The sequence below is a fragment of the Shewanella sp. 5_MG-2023 genome (assembly GCF_030547465.1).
Classification (GTDB): domain Bacteria; phylum Pseudomonadota; class Gammaproteobacteria; order Enterobacterales; family Shewanellaceae; genus Shewanella.
Map to the genome: position 1 here is coordinate 24,676 of NZ_JAUORC010000027.1, position 26,192 is coordinate 50,867.

Annotated in this window: 26 protein-coding genes; 22 read left to right on the plus strand and 4 right to left on the minus strand. The window is 42.6% G+C overall.

Annotation, left to right across the window (positions count from 1 at the left end):
• Positions 1 to 93 precede the first annotated feature (93 nt).
• Genes Q4557_RS15710 through rlmB form a run of 3 tightly spaced genes read left to right on the plus strand, consistent with a single transcriptional unit; the run spans position 94 to position 4,005 of the window.
• Positions 94 to 747, plus strand: coding sequence for a tetratricopeptide repeat protein (locus tag Q4557_RS15710; RefSeq protein WP_102440124.1), 654 nt, complete (start codon positions 94 to 96; stop codon positions 745 to 747).
• A gap of 35 nt (positions 748 to 782) precedes the next feature.
• On the plus strand, positions 783 to 3,257 hold the full coding sequence (gene rnr / locus Q4557_RS15715; RefSeq protein WP_303413848.1) for a ribonuclease R: 2,475 nt from the start codon (positions 783 to 785) through the stop codon (positions 3,255 to 3,257).
• A gap of 4 nt (positions 3,258 to 3,261) precedes the next feature.
• Positions 3,262 to 4,005: a 23S rRNA (guanosine(2251)-2'-O)-methyltransferase RlmB gene (gene rlmB / locus Q4557_RS15720; protein WP_102440114.1), complete on the plus strand. Its 744-nt coding sequence runs from the start codon at positions 3,262 to 3,264 to the stop codon at positions 4,003 to 4,005.
• Between the two features lie 104 nt (positions 4,006 to 4,109).
• On the opposite strand, the gene Q4557_RS15725 is transcribed toward rlmB, so the two are convergent.
• Complete coding sequence (locus Q4557_RS15725; protein ID WP_198590856.1) at positions 4,110 to 4,853, minus strand: YdiY family protein; 744 nt, start codon at positions 4,851 to 4,853, stop codon at positions 4,110 to 4,112.
• A 365-nt stretch (positions 4,854 to 5,218) separates the two neighbouring features.
• On the opposite strand from Q4557_RS15725, the gene rpsF reads away from it, so the two are divergent.
• The 4 genes from rpsF to rplI are packed head-to-tail and all read left to right on the plus strand — an operon-like array spanning position 5,219 to position 6,656.
• Entirely contained in the window at positions 5,219 to 5,623 is a 405-nt protein-coding gene (gene rpsF / locus Q4557_RS15730) for a 30S ribosomal protein S6 (RefSeq protein WP_303413850.1), read from the plus strand.
• Positions 5,624 to 5,630: 7 nt separating this feature from the next.
• Positions 5,631 to 5,933 (plus strand): primosomal replication protein N, encoded by a 303-nt coding sequence (priB, locus tag Q4557_RS15735; protein ID WP_076539129.1) that lies wholly within the window; start codon positions 5,631 to 5,633, stop codon positions 5,931 to 5,933.
• Between the two features lie 12 nt (positions 5,934 to 5,945).
• The gene (gene rpsR, locus Q4557_RS15740) at positions 5,946 to 6,173 is read left to right on the plus strand and encodes a 30S ribosomal protein S18 (protein ID WP_055023454.1); all 228 of its coding nucleotides are present in this window, start codon (positions 5,946 to 5,948) and stop codon (positions 6,171 to 6,173) included.
• 30 nt (positions 6,174 to 6,203) lie between these two features.
• Positions 6,204 to 6,656, plus strand: a complete 453-nt coding sequence (gene rplI, locus Q4557_RS15745) for a 50S ribosomal protein L9 (protein ID WP_076539126.1) — start codon at positions 6,204 to 6,206, stop codon at positions 6,654 to 6,656.
• Positions 6,657 to 6,801: 145 nt separating this feature from the next.
• Here the strand turns inward: rplI and Q4557_RS15750 are convergent, their stop codons facing one another.
• A complete protein-coding gene (locus Q4557_RS15750; RefSeq protein ID WP_102440116.1) occupies positions 6,802 to 9,000 on the minus strand; it encodes a S46 family peptidase in 2,199 nt (732 codons plus the stop codon).
• Positions 9,001 to 9,153: 153 nt separating this feature from the next.
• Between Q4557_RS15750 and dnaB the strand changes: the two genes are divergently transcribed.
• The 6 genes from dnaB (at position 9,154) to Q4557_RS15780 (ending at position 15,371) form a co-directional block, all read left to right on the plus strand.
• Positions 9,154 to 10,563 (plus strand): replicative DNA helicase, encoded by a 1,410-nt coding sequence (dnaB, locus tag Q4557_RS15755; protein WP_076539121.1) that lies wholly within the window; start codon positions 9,154 to 9,156, stop codon positions 10,561 to 10,563.
• Between the two features lie 127 nt (positions 10,564 to 10,690).
• Positions 10,691 to 11,782, plus strand: coding sequence for an alanine racemase (alr, locus tag Q4557_RS15760; RefSeq protein WP_102440117.1), 1,092 nt, complete (start codon positions 10,691 to 10,693; stop codon positions 11,780 to 11,782).
• A gap of 69 nt (positions 11,783 to 11,851) precedes the next feature.
• A complete protein-coding gene (locus tag Q4557_RS15765; protein ID WP_303413857.1) occupies positions 11,852 to 13,237 on the plus strand; it encodes a hypothetical protein in 1,386 nt (461 codons plus the stop codon).
• A gap of 127 nt (positions 13,238 to 13,364) precedes the next feature.
• A complete protein-coding gene (dusA, locus tag Q4557_RS15770) occupies positions 13,365 to 14,390 on the plus strand; it encodes a tRNA dihydrouridine(20/20a) synthase DusA (protein ID WP_102520509.1) in 1,026 nt (341 codons plus the stop codon).
• Between the two features lie 259 nt (positions 14,391 to 14,649).
• Positions 14,650 to 14,985 carry a hypothetical protein gene (locus Q4557_RS15775; protein ID WP_133126612.1) on the plus strand — a complete coding sequence of 112 codons (336 nt, stop codon included), beginning with the start codon at positions 14,650 to 14,652 and terminating at the stop codon, positions 14,983 to 14,985.
• Positions 14,986 to 15,164: 179 nt separating this feature from the next.
• Entirely contained in the window at positions 15,165 to 15,371 is a 207-nt protein-coding gene (locus Q4557_RS15780) for a PspC domain-containing protein (RefSeq protein ID WP_102439957.1), read from the plus strand.
• 122 nt (positions 15,372 to 15,493) lie between these two features.
• On the opposite strand, the gene Q4557_RS15785 is transcribed toward Q4557_RS15780, so the two are convergent.
• Entirely contained in the window at positions 15,494 to 16,237 is a 744-nt protein-coding gene (locus tag Q4557_RS15785; protein ID WP_303413860.1) for an enoyl-CoA hydratase, read from the minus strand.
• A gap of 35 nt (positions 16,238 to 16,272) precedes the next feature.
• Here Q4557_RS15785 and Q4557_RS15790 point away from each other — a divergent pair, with 35 nt between their 5' ends.
• Genes Q4557_RS15790 through Q4557_RS15800 form a run of 3 tightly spaced genes read left to right on the plus strand, consistent with a single transcriptional unit; the run spans position 16,273 to position 18,497 of the window.
• Positions 16,273 to 16,758: a copper chaperone PCu(A)C gene (locus Q4557_RS15790; RefSeq protein WP_102439955.1), complete on the plus strand. Its 486-nt coding sequence runs from the start codon at positions 16,273 to 16,275 to the stop codon at positions 16,756 to 16,758.
• 12 nt (positions 16,759 to 16,770) lie between these two features.
• Positions 16,771 to 17,742: a DUF2333 family protein gene (locus Q4557_RS15795; RefSeq protein ID WP_102439954.1), complete on the plus strand. Its 972-nt coding sequence runs from the start codon at positions 16,771 to 16,773 to the stop codon at positions 17,740 to 17,742.
• Positions 17,743 to 17,744: 2 nt separating this feature from the next.
• Complete coding sequence (locus Q4557_RS15800; protein WP_102475900.1) at positions 17,745 to 18,497, plus strand: TIGR04219 family outer membrane beta-barrel protein; 753 nt, start codon at positions 17,745 to 17,747, stop codon at positions 18,495 to 18,497.
• A gap of 103 nt (positions 18,498 to 18,600) precedes the next feature.
• On the opposite strand, the gene tolC is transcribed toward Q4557_RS15800, so the two are convergent.
• The gene (tolC, locus tag Q4557_RS15805; protein ID WP_102439952.1) at positions 18,601 to 19,908 is read right to left on the minus strand and encodes an outer membrane channel protein TolC; all 1,308 of its coding nucleotides are present in this window, start codon (positions 19,906 to 19,908) and stop codon (positions 18,601 to 18,603) included.
• Between the two features lie 452 nt (positions 19,909 to 20,360).
• On the opposite strand from tolC, the gene nudF reads away from it, so the two are divergent.
• From nudF to Q4557_RS15835, 6 genes are all read left to right on the plus strand, one after another.
• Positions 20,361 to 20,981, plus strand: a complete 621-nt coding sequence (gene nudF / locus Q4557_RS15810) for an ADP-ribose diphosphatase (protein WP_102475901.1) — start codon at positions 20,361 to 20,363, stop codon at positions 20,979 to 20,981.
• Positions 20,982 to 21,059: 78 nt separating this feature from the next.
• Positions 21,060 to 21,494, plus strand: a complete 435-nt coding sequence (locus tag Q4557_RS15815; protein ID WP_102439950.1) for a DUF1249 domain-containing protein — start codon at positions 21,060 to 21,062, stop codon at positions 21,492 to 21,494.
• Positions 21,495 to 21,533: 39 nt separating this feature from the next.
• Complete coding sequence (cpdA, locus tag Q4557_RS15820; RefSeq protein WP_076539079.1) at positions 21,534 to 22,373, plus strand: 3',5'-cyclic-AMP phosphodiesterase; 840 nt, start codon at positions 21,534 to 21,536, stop codon at positions 22,371 to 22,373.
• A 75-nt stretch (positions 22,374 to 22,448) separates the two neighbouring features.
• Entirely contained in the window at positions 22,449 to 23,024 is a 576-nt protein-coding gene (locus Q4557_RS15825; protein WP_102439948.1) for a YqiA/YcfP family alpha/beta fold hydrolase, read from the plus strand.
• Positions 23,025 to 23,080: 56 nt separating this feature from the next.
• On the plus strand, positions 23,081 to 24,967 hold the full coding sequence (parE, locus tag Q4557_RS15830) for a DNA topoisomerase IV subunit B (RefSeq protein ID WP_102439947.1): 1,887 nt from the start codon (positions 23,081 to 23,083) through the stop codon (positions 24,965 to 24,967).
• A 168-nt stretch (positions 24,968 to 25,135) separates the two neighbouring features.
• Complete coding sequence (locus Q4557_RS15835) at positions 25,136 to 26,191, plus strand: sorbosone dehydrogenase family protein (RefSeq protein ID WP_241901088.1); 1,056 nt, start codon at positions 25,136 to 25,138, stop codon at positions 26,189 to 26,191.
• Position 26,192: the final 1 nt, after the last annotated feature.

Sequence of the window (26,192 nt, forward strand, 5' to 3'; positions counted from 1 at the left end):
TTACTGCTTTTTTAAAATCATTTTGGCAATTCAAATAACCACTAAATATTGTTGTTTGTGCAGTTAATACTCAAGATATAGGCTATAATGCCGATGCATAGAGTAACTAAAGTGTCATTGAGAATCGTTATGCTGCGTTTATGTTTGTTGGTGTTGTGCTTACTGCCGAATTTAGCTGTTGCTGAATTAACCGCGGTGGATATCTATGGTGATGAGCAATTAATTAAATTGATCCGCAATGATGTTTATTTAAAGCAAGTTAAACGCGATGACTGCCAACTAGTGCAAGATATTGAAGCTAGAGCAGAAGTACTCCAGCAGCCCATGTATCAGTTTTTATGGGCCGAAATGCTCAACCATGGTGTGTGTGTAGATAAACACGCTTCCCGTGGCATGGCGTTATTACAAACTGCTGCAGAGCAAGGTAGCGCTGAGGCGATGCTGAAACTGGCCGAATATTACTATCACGGTGAAATGGTAGTGCAAGACAAAAATCGAGCAGTGCAATATGTGATGCCGGCAGCAGCCAATGGCGATCTGCCTGCAAGATTGATGTTAGTTCGCCTATACGGCGAAGGTTATGGTAGCCCTGTTGATTATCAATTAGGTTACCATTGGTTATATAACAGCGTATTTAATGATGCCGCGACACAGAAAAAAGCCACATCATTATTGCAGATGTTAGCCGCTAAAATGCCCGCCAGTATAATAGAGCGAGCACAGCAGCCACAGCTGCACAACCGCTAAGACTCCCACGAGGGAGTAAATTATTTGGAAATTGAATGATCATCGATCCTCATTTTGAGAGAGAGCAAGACAAGTACGAAAACCCAATCCCAAGCCGTGAATACATACTAGAGTATTTGCGTGAGCAAAAGTCACCTGTCACCAGAGAACATATCGCCGCCGCGCTAAAAATGGTTGATGAAGACCACTTAGAAGCGTTAAGAAGACGACTGCGCGCCATGGAGCGTGATGGGCAACTGGTTTATACCCGTGGCCATAGTTATGGTCTTCCTGAAAAAATGGATCTGCTTACCGGTACGATTATCGGCCATCGTGATGGTTTCGGATTTTTTAAATCTGATGAAGGCGGTGACGATCTCTTTATTAATAATCGTGATATGCAGATGTATTTTCACGGTGATAAAGTGTTGGCGCAAAAAGCAGGTTCCGATCGCCGTGGACGACGTGAAGCGCGTATCGTTCGTTTAGTGCAGCAGCGCAGCGCGCCATTAGTCGGCCGTTATCATGTTGATGCTGGCATGGCATTTGTGATTGCCGATGACAGACGAATTACCCAAGAAATCTTGATTGCCAAAGAAGACGCTAATGGCGCCAGAGCTGGCGACGTTGTTGTGCTTGAATTAACCCGTCGTCCTGGACGATTTGTTAAAGCGGCAGCCAAAGTGACCGAAGTGCTCGGTAAAACAATGGCGCCAGGTATGGAAATTGAAATTGCTCTGCGCAATTACGATTTGCCTCACAAATGGTCAGCTGTTATTGAGAAAAAACTTAAGCGCATTCCGGATGAAGTGCCTGAATCTGATAAAGAAGGTCGCGTCGATTTAAGACATTTACCCTTAGTGACCATTGATGGCGAAGATGCCCGCGATTTTGACGATGCTGTTTATGCCGAAACTAAACCTAGCGGTGGCTGGCGTTTATGGGTCGCTATTGCTGATGTAAGTCACTATGTGCGCACTGATTCGGCACTTGATGACGAAGCAAGAGCACGTGGTAACTCAGTGTATTTTCCATCGCAAGTTATCCCGATGCTACCAGAGAAAATCTCTAATGGTTTGTGTTCACTAAATCCCCATGTTGATCGCCTTTGTATGGTGGCTGAGATGACCATTTCAGCTGCGGGTAAACTATCGGGTTATAAGTTTTATCCGGCAGTGATGCACTCACATGCGCGTTTTACTTACACGCAAGTGGCAGCCATGCTAGAAGGTGGCAAGATTGCCCCTGAGCATGAAGCTTTGTTCCCGCATCTTCAGTGTTTACAGTCGTTATATTTAACCTTAAATGAGCGCCGCGCAGAACGTGGGGCGATTGCGTTTGAAACCGTTGAAACCCAGTTTGTGTTTAACGAGCAACGTAAAATTGAAGCAATTGTGCCCCGTAGCCGTAATCAGGCACATAAAATCATTGAAGAATGTATGATTTTAGCCAACGTCGCTTCAGCTAAGTTCGTCAAAAAGCATAAAGGTGAAGTGTTATACCGTGTGCATGAGTCACCTTCAGAAACCAAGTTGGCAAACTTCAAAGAGTTTCTGGCAGAACGCGGTTTATCAATGAATGGCGGCACTGAACCTACGCCGTCAGATTATCAGGACTTAATGCTGAAAATTGCAGATAGACCGGATGCTGAATTGATCCAGGTAATGTTACTGCGCTCAATGAGACAAGCGATATACACCCCTGATAATGACGGTCACTTTGGCTTGGCATTAGAAGAGTATTCACACTTTACCTCGCCTATTCGTCGTTACCCTGACTTAGTCTTACATCGCGTTATCCGTTATTTGTTAGCGGCAGAGCAAGGTGAGATGAAGCAGAAGTGGACCCCAGAAGGTGGCTACCATTATCTACTTGAAGAGCTAGATAAACTGGGCGAAGAGTGTTCAACTACTGAGCGCCGTGCAGATGAAGCCACACGTGATGTCAGCGACTGGCTCAAATGTGAATACATGCAAGATCATGTTGGTGATGAATTTGAAGCTGTCATTGCTTCAGTGACCAATTTTGGTTTGTTTGTACGTTTAAAGGATTTGTATATCGATGGCTTAGTGCATATCTCAAGCTTAGTCAGCGATTATTATCAGTTTGACCCAATGCGTCAGCGTTTGATTGGCGAAAACACCCGCAAGGTTTATCAAGTGGGTGACGAGGTCAATGTCAAAGTTGCCGCGGTTAACTTAGATGATCGTCAAATCGATCTGATCATGATTGGTGATCACGGCAAGAGTCGTAAAAAAGCCAATAAGAAGCCATTAACAGCCAGAGAAAGAGCCAATCTTGAAGGCGCTAAAATGGGCGCATCAGCAAAAGGTGAGCCAGCTGCAGAGTCGCCAGCAAAGGGGCGTTCTGGCAAAGCGGGTAAAAGCACAGCGGGCAAAGCGAAAAAATCTGCCACTAAAGGCGGAAAAAAGCGCAAGCCTGCAGCTAAAGCTGCAAATAGTTCAGCGGCGGGTGTAACATCACCGGCTGCTAAAAAACCATCGACTAAAGCAAAGCGCAAGAGAAAATAAGTAAATGAAAAAACAAGATATCATTTTTGGCATTCACGCAGTAGAAGCTTTGCTAAGCAACTCACCTGAACGCGTCATTGAAGTTTGGGTATTACAAGGTCGTGATGACGAGCGTTTATTACCATTAATCAAAAAAGCGACAGAGTTTGGTGTGTCTGTACAAAGTTCAGGTCGTAAAGTACTAGATGACAAAGCATCGAGCACTCAGCATCAGGGTATTGTTGCACGAGTTAAAGCTGCTAAAATCTTGGCTGAAGCGGACTTAGATGCTTTATTAGAAAAGACAGACCTACCATTTTTGTTAATTCTTGATGGTGTCACTGACCCACATAATCTAGGTGCTTGTTTACGTAATGCCGATGCTGCCGGTGTACAAGGGATTATCGTACCAAAAGATAACTCGGTGGGACTGACGTCAATCGTGAGCAAGGTTGCTTGCGGCGCGGCTGAAACGATTCCATTATTCCAAGTTACCAACCTTGCCCGTACTATGCGTCATATTCAGCAAAAAGGGGTGTGGATTATTGGTGCCGCCGGTGAAGCGGATTGTGAGTTATACCAAGCAGACTTAAAAGGGCCTTTAGCCATTGCGATGGGCGCAGAAGATAAAGGTTTACGCCGTTTAACCCGTGAAAGCTGTGATTCAATAGTGTCAATCCCGATGGCGGGAAGTGTCTCAAGCTTGAATGTATCAGTGGCAACCGGTATTTGTTTGTTTGAAGCTGTGCGTCAACGTTTAGTGAAGTAATTTACTGAGCTGATCAGCAGATAGTGGAACGGGCCTTAAGGCCCGTTTTTTGTATCTGGAATGTTGAAAAGGCTCATTACAGGCCGCTGTAACGGCGTAGCAATTTATTGGAAAGTATATAGCAAGTTAAATGTGGTGATGGTATCGGTTTTTACACTGTCTTCAGGAACTACCGCTGTGTATCTCACGTTCACCCCGAGTTTAAAGGCCCAGTCCTGTAAAAAGGTATTTCTGTAACTGACGTCTAAGGTCAAGGTATTGTTATCTTCACCCACTTCAGAGGTCAAATCGGCATTGAGGCTGGTATATTCTTGCAGTTTCACATTGTACTTGGCGGCGGTACGCAAAATGATGTCTTGGTTGGCTGCAGGGTTTAAGTCTGTATCTGTTGCTTTGGGTAAGTCATAACGGTAACCGGGGCCGACTTCTATGCTCAGGCTCTGGGTATAGTTTGAGAGTAAATCAAAACCATAACCGGTAGAAACCGTCGACAGTTTGGTATAACTACCAAAATCATCCCAGGTAAATTCACCGCGGCCAAAAATATAGCCGCTTTCTAGCTTATAACTCGACTGGGCAAATACATCATACTTTTCAGCCGTGGTAGAGTCTTTATCTGCGGCGTAATACACCTTAAAGGTAAATTCCTGACGGGCTTTTTCAGTATCGTAATTTAAGTAGGTGCGGCCGTTGAAGTTTTGCGATTGGTTATTACCAGTATTGAGTTGCATACCGGCTTCAATTTCAGCCTTAAAGTCACTGGGAGGCTCTTTATAGTCTGGGGGAACAAGTGCCCACGCTGAAGACGTTGTGAGAAGAGAAGACATAAAGATACAGACTTTTTTCATTACGTTGTTTCTATATAGTTATTAGGAACGCCTGAAATACGGATGAAGCGCCATAATACCTGTATTCGCAGTGGCTGCAAAGCGCTCAATGGCTTCATCTGTGTATTCAATATCAAATTAAATTTCACGCTGGTTATTGTTTTTTGCTGGGTATTTTCATTATTTACCGTCATTGCTGTCAACGCCTGCTTGAGTGAGTTAATCAGTTAAAGGTAATAAAGCATGCACCACACAAGTATTGCTTGAGTTTTGTGCGGGCTTTATGTATCATCCCGCGCTTAAATCAGTCATTTAATTCCGTTCCTTGCCTCCAACTTGGTCTGACTGAGCCACACGTGAGGCTAATTAACCGTAAGGAGCAATAAATGCGTCATTATGAAATCGTATTTATGGTTCACCCAGATCAAAGTGAACAAGTCCCAGGTATGATCGAGCGTTACAGCAGTGTAATCACTGATGCTAACGGTACTATCAGCCGTTTAGAAGATTGGGGTCGTCGTCAATTGGCTTACCCAATTCAAGACCTACATAAAGCTCACTATGTTCTTATGAACGTAGAAGCAACTGCAGAGTCTATCGAAGAGTTAGAAACAGCTTTCCGTTTCAATGACGCTGTTCTGCGTAACATGGTAATGCGCACTAAAACTGCTGTTACTGAAGCTTCTCCAATGGCTAAAGCAAAAGATGAGCGTGATTCACGTCGTGCTCCTACTGCTGCACCAGCTGCTGAAAAAGAAGTTGAAGCAAACGCTGAAGAAACTGCTGAATAATTAGTCTGTGATTAATCACTTAGTGTTGACCGGAACGATAACTCGTTCAAAGCGTTTTGATAGTCCCAGCGGCATTCCCCATAAGGTGATTACGCTAGAACACAAAACACAGCGGTATGACGATCAAATGTTGAGAAATGTTTATTGTCTGATCCAAGTCATATTAAGTGGTAAGCGCTTTAACAGCGTAACAGAAGAATTAAAAGCAGGTGTGCAGGTCCAAGTTGAAGGGTTTATCTCTTTACAACAAGGGCGAAATGGCCAAAATAAATTGGTTTTGCATGCCGAAAATGTCGAATTGAAAACTTAGGAGACTGTCAACATGGCACGTTATTTCCGTCGTCGCAAGTTCTGTCGTTTCACCTCTGAAGGTGTTGCAGAAATTGATTACAAAGATATCGTTACTTTAAAAAACTACGTAACTGAAAGCGGTAAGATTGTTCCTAGCCGTATTACTGGTACTAGTGCTAAATATCAACGCCAACTAGCTCGCGCGATTAAGCGTGCTCGTTATCTTTCTCTACTGCCTTACACTGATTTACATCAGTAATCGCAGTATTTAAATCAGAGGAATTAGATAATGAACGTTATTCTGCTTGATAAAATCGCTAACCTAGGCAACTTAGGTGACCAAGTTGCTGTTAAAGCTGGTTATGCTCGTAACTTCCTTTTGCCACAAGGCAAAGCTGTTATCGCTAATGACGAAAACGTTAAAGTTTTCGAAGCACGTCGCGCTGAATTAGAAGCTAAATTAGCTGCTGAATTAAGTGTTTGTACTGCTCGCGCTGAAAAGCTTGCTGCATTAGAGTCAGTTGTTATCGCTTCTAAAGCTGGTGACGAAGGTAAATTATTCGGTTCAGTGGGCAACCGCGACATCGCTGATGCAGTTACTGCAGCAGGCGTTGAGCTAGCTAAAGCTGAAGTACGTCTACCTTTAGGTGCTTTACGCAACCTAGGTGACTTTGAAGTTGAAGTTCAACTTCACACTGAAGTTAAATCAGTAGTTAAAATCTCTGTTGTTGCAGAAGATTAATAGCTCATTGATTTAAATAAAAACACCGCCAATTGGCGGTGTTTTTTTATGTCTTAATTTTAGGCTTTTAAGGCTTCAGCTTTACCTGTAATGAGAGTGGTCAGGGTCACCCCAAGCTCGTTTGCACAAGTTGGGGCGTGATACTCTAATTTCTTACTAGCTCTAACTCATCAATCAAGTTTTGGGCGTGATCAACTTTATCCATCATCCATAGGATGTAACGAAAGTCTACGTGTACTGCACGGGTTATCGTTGGGTTAAAGAACCAATCTTTAGTAATCGCCTCGTAAGTTGAATCAAAGTTCAAACCTACTAATTCACCTTTACCGTTAAATACCGGTGAACCTGAGTTACCACCTGTAGTGTCAACACTGGATAAGAAGTTAACCGGCACTGAGTTAAATTCTTCTGGCGTATCTAAACAAGAGAATAAACGACAAATCCATGAGCGTGGATCTTGATAAACCGATGCGACAGAGTGCTCACCGTTATCATTGGCTTTAATTGCCGTTAATAGCTTTTGTGGCGCGTTATATGGATCTTCGCCAGTATGTTTAGCCACTATGCCTTCGAGACGGGTAAAAGGCTGCTTATAGAGTGCGTCTGCAGACTGATAACCATCGACCATGCCGTAGGTGATCCGTAAGGTGCGATTGGCATCTGGATACACAGGCCAGTCATTGGCTTTGTAATAGCTGATGATGGCTTTCATGTATTCAGGGCGAGCGGTTGATAACTTACCTTTTAAAGTGTTTTCGGCTTTTTCCTGTGCCATGTTGGTGTCGTGCAGCGCTACCGCTAAGCGAATAAACGGATCTGAGCTGGTTTCAAAGGCTTGGGCGTCTTTGTCCATCCAAGCTAAACGCTGCTCTTTATCCATTAAAGTGGTTAAGGCGTAATAGGCATCTAATTTTGCTGATAATGCCTCAGCATCAGAGATCTTATTCAGTGCGTTATCAAGAATTTCAACGCGCTGATTTTGCCCCATGTAAGCGTTCAAGTCTTGTAGCCACAAGGTTTTATCGACACTGGCATCAAAACTTCTATCAAGGCGTTTTAAGTTAGCGGCAAACATTTTCATATCACGCTGCTGAAACCCTTGCTCACGCTCTGCATCGGGCAGTTGTTTTTCTTTGGCTAAACGATAGAGCTTTTTAGCTGCGGCAAGTATTGCACTTGATTGGGCATTATTAAAATAATAGTCAGTTTGAATGAGGTTATTTTGCTCAGCCAGTAATGCTTCTAATTCACCAATCAATTGATGGTTAGCATTGGCGTCTTTTTTAAGCCAAGCTAAGAAGTTATCTTCACGTGATTGTTTGATACCGACAATATCTGTGGCTTTAAAACCATCGAGTAACCCGTTCAGTTTTTTCATTCTGTTTGCCATGGAGGCAAGGTTACCGGCGTATTTAATCGCAATGGCGTTATTGTCGGCAGCCATTTGATTAATGGTGTCGATTTGCAGTTGATAGCGCTTAGCGTAGGTTGGATACATCCAATCACTGGCAAACTCTAACTCGCTGGTTAGGCGGTAACGACTGGTCGCTCCCGGATAGCCTGCGGCAAACACGCCATCTCCGGCTTTAACGCCATCAGCATTTATTTTAAGATAACTTTTTGGCTGATAAGGCACATTGTCTTCGGCATAACTTGCCGGCTGACCGTCTTTGCCCACATAGGCACGTAAGAAGGTAAAATCGCCCGAGTGGCGTGGGTATTCATAGTTATCAATATCGCCGCCAAAAGCCCCTACGCTTTCAGGTGGTGCGTATACTAGTCTGACATCACGAATAATGAGTTGTTTAATTAAGTAATACTCAAGTCCATTATGAAAGCTGCTGACTGAACAACGGTAGTTTTCGTCGGTTTCGCAGTCTTTGATTAATGCTTTACGGTTTGATTGGATATCTTCATAACGGCTAAGAGGATCGCGACTTAAATTCGCATTCACTTGAGAAGTGACATCCGTTACCTTCTCAGTGATGTATAATCGCTCATTAGGGCCTGCTGATGGCTCCTCTTTTTTAGTATTAGCTAGAAAGCCGTCTGCTAAGTAATTATGTTCAGTTTTGCTGTTATATTGGATGGCTCGATAGGCACAATGGTGATTGGTCACAACTAAGCCTTGGGGAGAGACAAAACTGGCGGTACAATAGCCCAGACCCACAACCGCATTCATTGGATACTGGGTTAAATCTGCAAGCTGTTTAGCAGGAATATCGATGCCGCGTTGTGCTAATTTATCTGCAATAGAAGGCATTTGATAGGGTTGCCACTGACCTTCATCGGCATAGGCAAATCCAGAAGACAGCACAAGGGCTGCAACGAGTGCATAACGCATGTTCTTTCCTTATTTTTTATTATTTATTGTTGTTATTTATTCTGATTGTTTATCCGTGTTGGGATAAATGTTACGCGATATCATTGTACTACATGTTTGCATGACCTCGGTGTTATACCATATTTACAAACAGGTTGGGAATTGGGAGTTTTAATGTCACAGAAAGGTCCTTTTAAAGCCAGAGAAAGGTTCAAAGATGCTCAAGTTGATGCGCTGAAATTACCGCCGCATTCAATTGAAGCTGAGCAATCGGTTCTTGGTGGGTTGATGCTTGATGCTGAGGCCTGGGATAGAGTGGCTGAAGCGCTTGTGCCCGAAGATTTTTATTCTCGCTCCCATCGGATGATTTACGCTGCGATGAGCCGTTTGGTTGAAAGCAGTCACCCGATTGATTTGATCACCGTATCAGAGCGCCTGGAAGTTGAAGATCAACTTGAAGACGCTGGCGGCTTTGCTTACTTAGGTGAAATTGCCAAAAACACCCCGAGTGCGGGTAATATTTTATCTTATGCCGATATTGTACGTGAACGAGCTGTTGTACGTGACATGATTGGTGTTGCCCATGAAATTGCTGATGCAGGTTATAACCCTGAGGGTCGTAACTCCAGTGATTTACTGGATTTAGCGGAAACTAAAGTTTTTAAAATTGCTGAGTCGCGTGCTAATGCCAACGAAGGCCCTGAAGGGATTAAATCGATCCTTGAAAAAACCGTCGACAAAATTGAGCAGTTATACAATAACCCCCATAACGGTGTGACCGGTGTATCAAGTGGTTTTACCGATCTTGATAAAATGACCGCCGGCTTCCAATCGGGTGACCTTGTTATTGTGGCGGCACGTCCTTCAATGGGTAAAACCACCTTTGCGATGAACTTGTGTGAACAAGCAGCCATGAATGAAGATAAACCTGTGCTTATTTTCAGTTTAGAGATGCCATCAGAACAAATTATGATGCGTATGCTGGCATCACTTGGCCGGGTTGATCAAACTAAAATTCGTACCGGTCAGTTAGATGATGAAGATTGGGCGCGTGTTTCTTCAACCATGGGGATTATGCTTGAGCAAGGCAAAATGTATATCGATGACGGTTCAGGCTTAACGCCGACAGAAGTGCGAAGTCGTGCCCGTCGTATTGCGCGTGAGTATGGCGGTTTATCAATGATCATGATTGATTACTTGCAGTTAATGCAGGTGCCTTCATTAAAAGATAACCGTACCTTAGAAATTGCAGAAATCTCGCGCTCACTTAAATCCTTAGCCAAAGAACTAGAGATCCCGGTCATTGCGTTATCACAGCTTAACCGCTCGTTGGAGCAACGTGCTGATAAGCGCCCAGTTAACTCTGACTTACGTGAATCAGGTTCAATTGAGCAAGATGCGGATTTGATCATGTTTATTTATCGTGATGAAGTGTATAACGATGATTCAGAACAAAAAGGTGTCGCTGAAATCATTATTGGTAAACAACGTAACGGCCCGATTGGCCGCGTGCCGCTGGCGTTCCAAGGCCAGTTCTCGCGTTTTGATAATTATTCTGGCGCACAAGTCTTTGATGAAGATTAATCTCATCAGATAGGTATTTAGTCTTTGCGTTAGTCGTACCGAAAAGCCTCTGTTTTAACGCAGAGGCTCATTTTTTAGTCTTGTGTTGCTCAATTATTTGAATGAAGCAATCAGTAAGGTTAGTTATTTGAAACCATTTCCCCGTGCTGAAATTAGTCGTAAAGCTTTGCAGGCTAACCTTGCAAGGCTGCGTGAAATTGCGCCCAACAGTAAAGTCATGGCTGTGGTTAAAGCCAATGGTTATGGGCATGGCTTGCTCAACGTGGCCGAGTCTGTCGCTGACTGTATTGACTGCGCCGATGGATTTGGACTGGCGCGACTTGAAGAGGCGCTTGAATTACGCCAAGGCGGTGTTAACGCTAAGCTACTGTTGCTTGAAGGTTGTTTTCGTCAATCTGACTTACCCACATTAGTTGAGCATAAAATTGATACCGTGGTGCATCATGAGTCGCAATTGGTGATGTTAGAGCAATCGACACTTACTGCGCCCATTACCGTCTGGCTTAAAATTGATACAGGCATGCATCGTTTAGGCTTTGGTATTGAACAATTCAAGGCTGTTTATCAACGCTTAATGGCTTGCCCACAAGTTGCCAAACCTATTCATTTAATGACCCATTTTGCTTGTGCCGATGAGCCTGACAATCCCTTAACCCAAGTGCAAATTGATGCTTTTCAGCAGTTGATTAACGATTTACCTGGCGATCGAACGTTAGCTAATTCTGCCGCTACGTTATTTTGGCCTCAAAGCCAGTGTGACTGGATAAGACCAGGTATCGCACTCTATGGGGTATCGCCTGTACTGGGTGATAAAGGTGTTCATCATGGGCTAGTTCCCGCAATGGAGTTAGTGTCAAACCTTATTGCGGTACGTGAGCATAAAGCCGGACAAAGTGTTGGCTATGGCGCTTATTGGACTGCAAAACAAGATACTCGTCTAGGCGTGGTTGCCATAGGTTATGGCGATGGTTATCCGCGCAATGCCCCTGAAGGTACCCCCGTGTTGCTTAATGGCCGCAGAGTGCCCATTGTTGGTCGAGTCTCTATGGACATGCTGACCGTTGATTTGGGGCTTGATGCAACTGATAAGGTCGGGGATTCAGTGCAGCTGTGGGGTAAAGGGCTCGCTGTAGAAGAAGTGGCAGAGCACATTGGCACCATTGCTTATGAGTTAGTAACTAAACTCACCCCAAGAGTCGTGGTTGATTTACAAGATTAATCTCAATTTAATTAATGGTTTATAGCCTAGAGCTTGAATCTTAAATTAGTCATAGATAGGAAGTGTTAAGTGCAGTTGTATAAATCAGTCGTTATGATTTATTGCGTGTTTTTTAGTATCGACAGTGTCGCCCAGTCTGAAGCTATTCACTCCGTAATTTCAAATGATCCAGAGTATGTGACTGCCAGTAAAACCACAACGAGTCATCGCCCTGATACAGAAGTGGTTGTAGAGACTGAGCTTATTTCTGAGATAAACCCACAGTCACAGCAACAAAATACTGCTGAAAAGCCGTCTGCGGTAACGCCCTCTGAAAAAGCACTGTCTCCAGAATTTGTCGCTGTGCCAATTGTCTTTTCAACTGAGACCTTGAGCACCACATTCGGCGCAGCAGGTGTCCTTAAGCATGCCGGTCAACCGCAAGCCGTAGCATTAGGCATTGGCTTATACTCTGCCAATGACAGTTGGCTAAGTTATGCAGGTTTTTATCATTATCAATTGCCAGAGCTTGATCAATGGTTATTTAGTGCCGAATTGTTTCGTGGTCATTACGAGCAAGGGATATATTACTTGCCCAATAGTGACCTATACGAGCCAAAAGCCAATGACATCAGTCGAGTCATTAGTGTCGGGGATGAAGGCTTTAGCAAACTGACCATGGAATATGTATTACCCATCGCCAGAGGTAAGCATGGCGCTGCAAACGCGCTTGGGAAAAACACCACACCAATTAGCTGGAACCCATTAGAGTCAGGTGTTAGCTCTATCAGCTTAACCCCGTTTAGCAAGTATCGAGAGCTTGAAGCATTAGCCTATTTAGCTGACGAAGCCCGTGGTGTTGAGCTTGCTTTTAATTGGGATAACCGCGATGCCAAACTAAATAGCACCGAGGGTGGTCAAACAAATCTAACCATCACCAAAGGCTTTAGTGTCGATGATGATCCAAGCTGGTTGATGTGGGAATTTGAACAAAGCGCATTTATGTCTTTTGGGAGTAACAGTTGGTTTGAGCAACAAGTGCTCGGGATTAATTTCTACTTAGCGGATACCCCAAGTTGGGAGCAAGATTATAAACAACAGCAATTTCAGCAGCCTCCTAGTTTTGCTGGGGTGTCATTAGGTGGCTTTGATCGTTTGCGCGGTTACTCTTCAAAGCAGTTTACTGGCCGCAGCGCAGTCAATTATGCCCTAGAGTATCGAGTCACACCTCAATGGCAGCCACTACAATCACTGCCGGTGTTTAATCTATATAACATTCCTTGGTGGCAGTGGGTATTATTTGCCGAAGCTGGCAATGTGGCTGATGAATTTACTTTAACTGAACTGCATGATGATATGAAAACTAACTACGGCGCAGGCATACGTTTTGAAGTTGAAGGTATAGTGATAAGAACCGACTTTGTTACTGGCGGTGATGAAAGTCAGTTTTGGGTTATGGTTAATCAAGCATTTTAGTTTCTTGGTGATGAAATTAGTGGCTGCTGATATTAATTAGCCGTTTGTTAATGATATAATCACTAGTTCGTTTTTTAGTAAGCATCATATTTTATTAATCGTTGATTTTCTTCGATAAGGTACCATTTTGGCTCTAACAACACTCAACCGCTCGCTTTCTATCGCCCCCATGCTCGATTGGACCGATAGGCATTACCGTTACTTTGCGCGCCTGATGTCTGCACATACTGTGCTTTATACCGAAATGGTGACGACAGGGGCGATCATTCATGGTCAGGCTGATTACTTAGCTTATAACCAAGAAGAGCATCCGCTTGCTTTGCAGCTTGGTGGGTCTAACCCTAAAGATTTAGCCACCTGTGCCAAACTGGCTTTTGAGCGCGGTTATGATGAAATCAATTTAAATGTGGGTTGTCCATCAGATAGAGTCCAAAGCGGACGGTTTGGCGCTTGTTTGATGGCTGAGCCTAAGTTAGTTGCAGAATGTGTTGATGCCATGAAGCAAGTTGCTGATATCCCTGTGACGGTTAAAACCCGTATTGGTATCGATGAGCAAGACAGTTATGAATTTCTCACCGAATTTGTTGATACGGTTAAAGCTATTGGTTGCGATACTTTTATTGTCCATGCCAGAAAAGCGTGGTTACAAGGGTTAAGCCCAAAAGAAAATCGTGAAATTCCAGAGCTTAACTATGAGCGGGTGTATCAATTAAAGCGGGATTATGCTGATTTAAATATCAGTATTAATGGCGGCGTTAAAACCATTGAAGATTCATTGGTGCATTTACAGCAATTAGATGGGGTGATGATCGGCCGTGAAGCGTACCAAAACCCTTATATATTAGCTGAAGTGGATCAACGTATTTACGGTGACGACAAAGCTGTGTTAACTCGTGAGCAAGTGATTGAACAAATGGTGCCCTACATTGAGCAGCATATACAGTCAGGCGGGCGTTTAAACCACATCACTCGTCACATGATTGGCTTATTTCAAGGCCTACCTGGCTCAAGGGGCTGGCGTAGATATCTTAGTGAAAACGCTCATAAGCCGGGTGCGGGTGTTGAGGTTATTTGGGATGCGGTTGAGAAAATGCATCAAAGTAGGCCGCCTGCTGATGTGACTTTCTACCCTAATAACATGAGTAATGATTAAGTCTTTATTCGTTAAAAATAGCGTCTCATTGAGGCGCTTTTTTTATGCCTGTAGCTTAGCTAATTAAGTATTAGCTAAATTCACTATCAGGATGGTGAAAATGACTAATTGTTTGATTATTGTTCAGTAGCTGTTGTGAGCCTGTTTTTGTTTAAAGTTAATATAACTACTATTAATCAGTCGTTTATATTGTTTTTTAAAACTTGGCACGTAGCTTGTAATAACCATGGTGTACCCAACATTAGGAAAGGAAAACATCATGTTTAACTCAATATCAAATGAAAATTCAGTGGTTAGTTCATCATCTACAACAAGCAATCGCATGTTTAAGAAACTGGCATTAATTGCTGTTATCGCCACCGCAAGTATTGGTGCTCAAGCAAATGAACTTAATAGTGCTGACATGGTAGAGGTATTAGAAGCTCGTTTGACTGATGCAACCACTGAAATGCTACAAACTGCGAGACAAGAAATTAGCTTGAGCTTACATAGCCAAATTGCTGAACAAGTTTTTGAGTTAAACAGCTCGCTTGAAATGACTGACGATGTAATAGCAACACAATCAGACACTGCTTTAGCAAGCAATGAGGACTGATTTATGGATTTAATGATGATATTTCATTTAGCTGATCCATTAACTTCTTTACTACTGCTTCCTGTTTTTAGCTTTATCGCATGCTCGATAATGATATGTGGGTTGCAGTGGTACCAATTTAATAGCGTCAAGGCAATGTCTGCTGAACTGGCTTCAATGGAGATCGCAGGAGAACAAAAATGAACTTAACAGACTTAGAAAAATGGTTAACAACCGATGACAGTTTGATATGTGGCGCATCACACGGATTAGCAAAACAATTTGGCTGGTCAGTATTGTGGACCCGAGTGTTAACCCTAGTGGCAATTTTAATGAGCCCTAGCATCGGACTCATTGGTTACTTTGTGACTGCCATTATCATGACCCAGAAAAAATCCAGATATTAAACTGAAGTATGAACGCTGCTGTCGTTCAAGATTAGTTCAGCATTATCATTCATACTTCAGTGTTAAATGACTATTTTACTGGTTTATCCCAGCGTAAATGATATCAATGCTTAAACCAGAGACTACTTCGTTAAAAAAGCTTGGAACCGAGCTTTGGCCTCATCACTTTTTAGTCTTTCACTAAACAACACTAACTCTTTAAGCATTTGTTGTTTCACTTCAGCTTGGTTATGCCTTAATAACTGTTTAGATGCCTGCAGCGCCAAGGGTGGCTGAGCTGCTAATTTCTTTGCTTGTGATAATACAAAATCATCTAATTGTGATTGCTCAACCACTTGGTTGATAATATTTAATTCTTTTGCGGTGCTGGCAGTAAAGCTTTCACCTAATAAGATAAGTTCAGCCGCTTTTTGCTGCCCGACAATGAGCGGAAGTAACAAGCTTGATGCTGCTTCTGGTACCAAGGCGAGATTGACAAAAGGTAGCTGAAATGTAGCGCTGTTATCGGCATAAACCAAATCGCAATGCAGTAATAAAGTGGTACCAATGCCCACAGCTGCGCCTGATACTGCGGCTATCAATGGCTTTTTTATCTCAAGGATACAATGCAAAAATTGCACTGTGGGATGGGTTTCATTTAACTCGCCGCTGTTGAGGAAATCGCTAATATCATTACCCGATGTGAAACAATTGCCTTCGCCTCGTAACATAAAGGCGCGAATTGCATTGTCGTGCTCACCTTGGATCAGGTATTCTGTAAGCTGTTGGTACATTTTAAGATTAAAGGCATTTCGTTTTTCAGGACGATTGAAACTGATAATACGTACGCCTTGATCATCCTTTATCTGAATCTGAATCTGACTCATAGGCTGTTTTCCTTCGGGAAGCGACTAGGGTGTACATGGAGTTTAAGACATTGAAAGCGATATTCAAACAGCTGTTTAGTTTTTTAGTTTTAACCACATTTTCTATTTCGGCCACTGCGGGCATTATGCTTTCAGAAGGCCATGTTAGAGCCATGCCTGCCAGTGTGCCCAACACCGCAGCTTATCTTACTTTAATGAACCATTCAGATAACACTGCTACATTAGTCTCTGTGACTACACCAGTGGCAAAAGAAGCCCAATTACATACCCTAATTGAAGAAAATGGCATTGTGAAAATGCGCCAAGTTGAAGGGTTTGATATAGAATCACATGGCAGCTTAACATTGCAACCATCGGGTGATCACATCATGCTGTTGTCACTGGTTAAGCCGTTAACCGTCGGTGATAAAGTACCATTAACATTAACTTTTGCTGATGGTCAGCAGTTAAATATTGAATTAATGGTTGATAAAAAGGCGAGTACTGATCAGCAAGAAAGCCATCATCACCATCATCATTAAGGAGTTGTATTGATGCAAATCACAAGGAAAAAAATTTTTAGTGTCATAGGGATTATTCTATTAATCGGCTATGTCATTGCGGTTTGGTGGAGCATTGAGCCAGACATCCTAGAGCCCGAAACGCTACAAAATGAACGTGGCGAGCACGTTATTGGCTACGCGACAACTTCTTCACTGATAGACACTCTCGAAAGCTTATTGGACAAACCAGGTGGCTGGCTTTCCAACGATATTATGCCGCCATCAGTGATGATGGATAATATGCCAGCATTTGAGTTTGGTGCATTAGAGCAGTCTCGCGATTTAGCGCTGATTATGCGTAAAGAGTTTAGTCGCTCACAATCTCAATCGACAGCAGATAGCGATTTACTGGCTGCGCATTCAAAACTTAATATTGAGCATACCAGTTGGTTGGTGCCTAGCGCTGAAGGCGAGTACCGTGAAGCGATAAAATTACTGAAACTTTACCGCGCTAAAATCAGTGATACCGAAAACAGTAATGCCCAGTTTTACGCTCGCGCAGACAACCTCAATGAATGGCTTAAAGAAGTGCAAAAACGTTTAGGCAGTATCTCACAACGGCTGTCTGCCAGTGTTGGTCAAGAGCGTTTAAATACTGATTTAGCCGGTGATTCTACTGCAAGGCAATCAACGCCATCGCTCGCCAGTTCAGAAATTAAAACCAGCTGGTGGAAAATTGATGATGTGCTTTATGAAAGCCGAGGCAGTGCTTGGGCTTTGCTTAATTTCATGAAGGCAATTGAAGTTGATTTTGCAGATGTACTGGAAAAGAAAAATGCTGAGGTGAGTTTACGACAAATTATTCGTGAACTTGAAGCCACTCAGCAAACTGTTTGGAGCCCAATGGTGCTGAACGGAGATGGTTTTGGTTTAGTCGCCAACCATTCATTAGTCATGGCTAACTATATTTCCCGCGCGAATGCTGCGGTAATCGATTTAACTAACTTACTCTCTCAGGGATAATGATGAAAAAGACACTTCTTGCCACCAGTTTATTGGGTTTATTAAGCATCTCTTCAGCGCAAGCTGCAACTGTGCTTGGTTTTAAAGTCGGTGGTGATTATTGGCAAGCTGACACCAGCGGCTCATTCAATAGTGACGATGGTGTAGGGCAAACTTATAACTATGACTCTGATGCACAGGGCAGTGTATGGATTGCTTTTGAGCACCCAATTCCGTTAGTGCCTAACGTTAAAATTCGTGAAAACCGTTTAGAAGGTAAAGGCAAGCAAACTGATTCAAACTTTTTCTTTAACGATATTTCTATCGATGGTGCTTCTACTGCTTATAATGATCTAAGTAATACGGATTTCGTACTTTATTACGAAATTCTAGACAATGATTTAGTAGCTTTAGATTTAGGTGCTGCCTACAAGCAAATGCATGGTTCAATAAGAATTAATGGCACTACCGATGCTGGTTCTGCAATTTCTTCAGAAGTCGATGTAGATAGCGGTATTGTTATGCTTTACGGTAGTGCTGAAGTGGGCGTGCCAGGGCTGGGTTTATATGCATTTGCTGATGTCATGCTAGGCATTGATGAGTCAAATGTTTATGACTACAACGCTGGTTTAGGTTGGAAATTTGATGGTGTTGCTTTAGACACGGCAATCCGAGTGGGTTACCGCGAGTTCAAATTTGATGTTGATGATTTTTCTCGCACAACTCAGAATATGTCGTTTAAAGGTGCCTTTGCCGGTGTTGAACTGACATTCTAAAGACTGAATAAGCGTTATAAATGCCCAATAAAAAAACCGCCATTTGGCGGTTTTTTGTTGCCTGAATAAGGCATCAGCAATAGGGCTTACTCAGTAACAAAGGTTATTCTGAAATAAGGCCATTGTTAATTGAGATGATATCGTCTTCGTTTAAAGTACCGGCTGCTTGTTTAAGAGCAAGGATCGAAGTGATATAGCCGTAACGAGCATCAGACAGTTGACGCTTTGAATCGTATAAATCACGAGTACGGTTTAATACATCAACAATGGTACGCGTGCCCACTTCAAAACCTGCTTGAGTGGCTTTTAAAGCACTTTCAGAAGATATAACAGATTGCTCGTAAGCGCGGATAGAGCTGATTGACGCTCCGACATTGTTAAAGTTATTGCGTACATTTTTAACCACACTACGGTGAGTTTGCTCAAGCAGTTCACTGGCTTCAACATATTGATATTGAGCTTGCTTTACTTGTGACGAAACTTTAAAGCCTTCAAAAATCGGTACGCTTAAGGTAATGCCAATGTTGGCATTGTCGTAATCAAGACCTGGGTTTTGATCAAAGCCTTTAGTGTAACCAGCGCCCAAGTTTAATGATGGCATATGGCCAGCTTTAAAAAGGCTAATGGTTTCACTGGCAATATCACGGCCAATACGTTGGGTCATTAAATCAATACTGTTGGTTTCTGCAATTTTTAACCATTCAGCTGAGGTTGTTGGCGAGGTTGCGCCAGCAGAAAAGCGGGTCGTATCTAGAATGTTAATTGACTTGTGATCTATACCTGTGATTTCACGTAATGCTTCGTAACTGTTTGCTAAGGTATTTTCGGCCAAAATCTCAGTGGCTGAGGCTAAATCATATTGCGCTTGAGCTTCATGAACGTCGGTAATCGCGGTAAGACCTACCGCAAAACGTTGCTTAGTTTGCTCCAATTGACGCTCAATCGCACGTTTTTCAGCACCTTGGAACTCAAAGTTATCTTTTGCGGTTAATACAGCAAAGTATGCATCAGTTACACGGATAATTAATGATTGTAACGTTGATGCATAAGCTGAGTCAGCTTGTGATGCTGCCATTTCAGCTAAATCTAAACCGACCCAAGCGCTGTGATCATAAATCACTTGGTTTAAGCTGATACCACCAGTAAAGCCATCTGGCTTGTTGGTGTCCTGACCATCTTCTTTATTCCATGCCTTTGAGTAACCCACGTTGGCACTAATAGTCGGCAGTAAAGGCGCACGGTTTTCTTCAATGCTTTCGTATAATGCATCGCGCTGAGCTTGTGCTTGCAGTACTACGGTGTCACTGGTAAGTGCTTGTTGATAAATTTGCAGTAAATCGTCAGCATTTGCCGCAGGTGCAGCAACTGCTAATGTTAGCGCTGCGTATATTGAACTAATTTTAAATTTCATTTGCTGCCCTTTTAGACAATATCTCCATCAATGGAGGAAAAATAATTTTGGTGTTTACGGTACTCATTATTAAGTAAGCATCATTTAGTACTATCGCACTTGCTTAAAATCCTGAGTTGTCGCTATGCAGCGAGGATCTGTTCATCTTTCTAGCTTAAATTTTACAGTGTTTCAGTAGCATTTATTGCTACGGATAATGCATTAATTGGTATGAAAAATGCTAATGTTACATTTATTGCTCAATTACCTAGATAGATTTTAGCTGTTGTTGCAAAAATAACCATGAAAGATCAACAGACTCTGCTGTATATCCTGAAAAAGGTTATCATTTCTAAGGCAAATATCAACTTTCAAGTTGTAACAGACTTTATTAAAATCCCCTGCTTAAATATAACCACCGTATAATAGTGTATGAAATATTTTAAAGGGCTTACAAATTGTAAGAAAAAAATATGAAAAATAATGAAATACTTGCACAGTTTAACGCTGAAACAGATGTTGAAATCATTGATACTAAAACCGTTTTTAAAGGTTTTTTTCAAGTGGATGAATATCAATTTAAGCATAAACTTTTTGACGGTGGTTGGAGTGAGGTTGTCTCTCGTGAAGTATTTGAAAGGGGTAATGCGGTTGTGGTACTGCCCTATGATCCAGTCACTCATCAAGTCGTCCTTATCGAGCAAATACGCTTACCTGCAATAGGGACCACCAATTCTGTTTGGCTACTTGAATTGGTTGCAGGTATGATCGCCGCTGACGAGGTGGCCGAAGAGGTTGCCCATCGAGAGTTAATGGAAGAGACAGGGCTTAGTGCCACTGAAATGCATTTCGTTAATAGCTTTCTGGCGACACCAGGTGGTTCATCTGAACGATTTTATTTTTACTGGGCTAAAGTTGATGCCAGTAAAGCCCAAGGCATACACGGCCTTGAATATGAGCATGAAGATATAAAAGTGCATGTGGTCGATTTTGATGTCGCCATGGACATGGTCAACAATGGCCGTATTGATAATGCCTCTACCGTGATTGGTCTACAATGGTTGGCATTAAACTTAGATAAAGTGACCTCATAGCCGTTCAATCAGCACACTGGCTAAGCGGCTTATCATCAATATTTAAGCGTAATGTAAAGCTAATTAAAGAGGTTTGAATTGAGTCAGCAAGTAACCAAAAATAAGTACCAGCCAAACGTGAGTGCTTTTTTAGCATTGTGCGGCCGTAATTATGCGCTGATTTTGAAATGGTTACCTGAAGATGGTGAAATTAATGAGCCTTGGACTGTTAAAGGCCAATTTGGGCTATTAGATATCACGATTATTGAAAATACTAAATATACACAACTAATTGAAATAAAGCGGCATTTTCCTTTGGGAGATTTCCTTACCACACCTAAAGCATGTGTGCGAGTCTATCATGATGCTCAATTAGCAGAAGTGTTAACTAGTCAACAGATTTATCGATTAAAAGCAGTGTATGATTATCCAAATGTACATATGCATCAAACGGATGAGAAATATCAAGTTAATGCATTTTTGGAAGAGCTACTTAAGATTGGATGCCGTCCCCAGCATCTATGTTCGACATAGTTCTGCTACATTGAATTAATTTATGTCTAGGATTAATTAGTGCTAAAAGAGCCAGTGAGTTACCCCATCGCTGAAACGGATGTCGTCAGGCTGATTCAAGTCACTGATCCTCATCTATTTGCCGATCCAGAAGCGCAGCTTTTAGGGGTGAATACGGCTGCCAGTTTTCAGGCGGTACTAGACACTTTTTTAGCATCAGATCAGCAAGCTGACATCATGTTGGCCTCTGGCGATATCAGCCAAGACTACTCTCCTCAGTCATACCAGCATTTTTCAAATGCAGTTACAAAACTCGATATGCCTTGTCATTATTTACCGGGTAATCATGATGACCCACGCTTGATGAGCTTGCATATGCAGGGCAAACAATTGTTTGGTCAGCAGCGCATTATCATTGGTAACTGGCAAATATTGATGTTGGACTCAACAGTGCGTGGTAAACCGGGTGGCTTTATGGCTGAAGATCAATTTAAATTGATTGATGCTGCTATCAAAGCTGATCCTGAGAAACACGTGTTACTGGTTATGCACCATAATCCGATTTTAGTGCAGTGCAGCTGGCTTGATCAGCATTGCATGATTAATGGCGATAACTTTTTACAGCGCATGGGGGAATACCCTCAAGTGAAAGCCGCGCTATGGGGCCATGTGCATCAAGCTATTGATAGTGAATATCAAGGCGCCAATGGTGCTATTCACTTAATGGCGACCCCGTCAACTTGTATACAATTTAAGCCAAAATCTTCTTATTTTGCCCTAGATGGACTTCAACCCGGCTATCGTTTGCTGGAGCTAGCTAGCAATGGTAGCATTCATACTAATGTTTATCGGGTGCCTGGCGAAAACTTCTCTCCAGATAATGATGCGAGCGGTTATTAGACGTTTTTTCGTTATTGGTTAACTTGATATTCATTCTGCTGTTGGAATTTCAATATCACCTTAGCGAGAGGAAATATGCTGCTCTATATACATGGATTTAATAGTTCACCTCTTTCAGATAAAGCCAAGGAAACGGCTGACTATATAAAACAACGTTTTCCGGATTACCCTTTTCACCAACCTCAACTTCCTTCATCACCTAAAGCGGCGATGACCTTGTTATGTGGTATTGTGGAACAAGCGAAAGCCGAAGGTGAACCGTTAACCTACATTGGATCGTCTTTAGGTGGGTACTTTGCTAGCTATTTAGCTGAACAATATGGCGGTAAAGCAGTGTTGATAAACCCTGCAGTAAAACCCTTTGAATTGTTTGATGGGTTTTTAGGGCCGCAATATAACCCCTATACCGATGAACATTACCAAGTATTACCGCAACATAAACTTGATGTTGCTGAATATAATACTGAAGTCATTCGTCGCCCAGATAGATTTTTAGTTTTTTTGCAAACTGGCGATGAAGTGTTAGATTATCGTCAAGCATTATCGAAATATCATTGTTGTCAGCTTCATTTAGAGGCCAACGGTGACCACAGTTTTATTGGCTACAAAAATCAGCTAGATAAGATATGTGATTTTTTACAAATTAAATAACAAGTATTCTTTTCGGCCTGTAATATTGGGCCAATAATTGACCAAATGTGTGGACTATGAGCAATCAATATACTTCTGACGCTATCGAGGTTCTTAATGGACTCGACCCTGTTAAACGCCGTCCTGGTATGTACACCGACACCACCAGGCCGAATCATTTAGGTCAAGAAGTTATCGACAACAGTGTCGATGAAGCGCTCGCCGGTCACGCCTCAAAAATTGAAGTAGTATTGCACGCCGATAATTCATTGGAAGTGACTGATGATGGCCGTGGTATGCCTGTGGATATTCACCCTGAAGAAGGTATTCCTGGGGTTGAATTGATCCTCACTAAATTGCACGCCGGTGGTAAGTTCTCGAATAAAAATTACCAATTCTCTGGTGGTTTGCACGGGGTAGGTATTTCGGTGGTGAATGCCTTATCGACTCGGGTTGAAATTACCGTTCGTCGTGATGCTCAAGTGTATGATATGGCATTTGAAAATGGTGACAAGGTCGAAGACTTACGTGTTACCGGCACCTGTGGTCGTCGTAATACCGGTACCCGAGTTCATTTTTGGCCAGATGCCAGTTATTTTGACTCAGGTAACTTCTCGCTTACTAAGCTACTTTATTTATTGCGGGCTAAAGCTGTGCTTTGCCCTGGTTTACGGATTAAGTTTAGCAATAAGCAAAACGGTGAAGTACATGAGTGGTTTTACGAAAGTGGCTTAACTGATTACTTAAAAGAAGCGGTAAAAGATTCGGTCTTGTTACCTGAAGAGCCATTCATTGGTAGTTTTACCGGTAAAATGGACGCGGCAGAGTGGGCCATTACTTGGCTACCTGAAGGTGGAGATAGTTTGTATGAAAGTTACGTTAACTTGATCCCTACGCCACTTGGCGGGACTCACGTTAATGGTTTCAGACAAGGCTTATTGGAGTCGATGCGCGAGTTCTGCGAGTTTCGTAATCTGGTGCCTCGAGGCATTAAGCTCTCACCTGAAGATATTTGGGATAAAGCCTCATTTATTTTATCTATCAAAATGCAGGACCCACAATTTTCCGGTCAAACTAAAGAGAAGCTTTCAAGCCGTCAAAGCTCTGCCTTTGTTTCTGGTATTGTTCGTGATGCTTTCTCGCTATGGCTTAACTCTAATACCGAGCAAGCTGAACAATTAGCTGAACTTTGTATTAACAATGCTCAAAAACGCTTAAAAGCGGCTAAAAAAGTAGCCCGTAAAAAAGTTACTTCAGGGCCGGCTTTACCGGGTAAATTAACTGATTGTAGTGGCCAAGACCCAATGCGCGGTGAGCTATTTCTAGTGGAGGGTGACTCTGCGGGTGGTAGTGCTAAACAGGCGCGCGATCGTGAGTTTCAAGCGATTATGCCCCTTAGAGGTAAGATTTTAAATACCTGGGAAGTGGACGCGTCACAGGTATTAGCCTCGCAAGAAGTACATGATATCTCAGTCGCTATAGGCTGCGATCCAGACAGTGCTGATATTTCAGAGTTACGCTACGGCAAAATTTGTATTCTTGCTGATGCCGACTCCGACGGTCTGCATATTGCGACCCTATTATGTGCTTTATTTATGAAGCATTATCGTGTGTTGGTCGAGAAAGGCCATGTGTATATTGCAATGCCACCGCTGTTTCGTATCGATTTAGGCAAAGAAGTTTTTTATGCTTTAGATGAAGATGAAAAAAACGGTATATTAGACCGAATTGTGGCAGAAAAGAAAAAAGGCAAAGTGCAAGTCACTCGTTTCAAAGGTCTAGGTGAGATGAACCCATTGCAACTGCGAGAAACCACAATGGATCCTAATACCCGCCGTTTGGTGCAATTAACCATTGATGATAATGAAGACACAGTCGCACTCATGGATATGTTACTTGCGAAAAAGCGCTCGCCAGATCGTAAAATCTGGTTAGAGTCTAAAGGTGATCTAGCTCAGCTGTAATTTACTCAGTTTTATGCCCATAACAATTGCCCATAACGATTGCTGATAGCAATGCTTATAACAACAATGAAGGCAAAAATTACTAAGATGTCGAACATAAAATTTAAAATGGACTTTAAGCAAGCGAAGACAGCGTTAAAGGCGTTGTCCGTGCTTGCTTTAACACAAATGACTGTGGTTAAAGCTTTTGCAGCCGACACCATGATGATTACTGTGACTAAAGGATTTGGGCTGACACTGTATGCCTCAGATTTAGGTGATGCCAAACAAATGGCAATGGGCACTAACGGCACCTTGTTTGTCGGCTCAAAAAAGAGCGGCACCATTTATGCTTTAGTCGACTCTGATAACGATGGTCAGGTAAACAAACGCTACCTAATTGGTAAAGGCTTAGAGTACCCAGAAGCTATCGCGTTTCATGACGGTGATTTGTATGTCGCTGATCAAGACCGTATTTTACGTTATCAAGATATTGAAGACCGCCTTAGGCGTCCTGGTAGACCCAAAGAGGTGTACTCAGGGCTGCCAAGTGTTGAGCGCAAACATGCTCGTGGGATGAAGTTTGGACCCGATGGCCGACTGTATATCTCTATTGGTTCTCCGTGTAATGTGTGTGAAGCAGAAGCGCCATTTAGCAGCATGTTAGCCATTGATATTAAGACGGGTGACACCGAACAAGTGGCATCAGGATTAAGGCGGGTTATTGGTTTTGACTGGTCGCCGAGCAGCGCTAAATTATGGTTTGCTGATCAAGGCCGAAATTGGATGGGTGATACCATGCCAGCCGATGAAATAAACCGCATAGACGTAAAGGGTAGCCATTTTGGTTTTCCCTATATTCATGGAACCAATGTTGTTGAGCCTTCTTTTAAGAAACCAGACAACCTCAATGTTTCAACACCAGAATTTGAATTACCAGCGCATGTAAAACCAACCAGCCTACTTTTTTATCAAGGTGATAATTTTCCTGAGCGTTACCATCATCAATTATTTGTTGCTGAAAATGGCTCGTGGAATCGCTCAAGTAAAATTGGTTATCAGGTGGTGATGTTAGCCCTTGAAGATGACCAAATTATCAAGCGCGAAAGAGTCGTCAGCTTTTTAGACGGTGAGTTTCCCGTTGCTAGACCTTATGACCTGATAAATGCACCCGATGGTGCAGTGTTCATCTCTGATGACCTAAAAGGCAATGTATATCGCTTGTTTTATAAAGCGCCAGAATAAT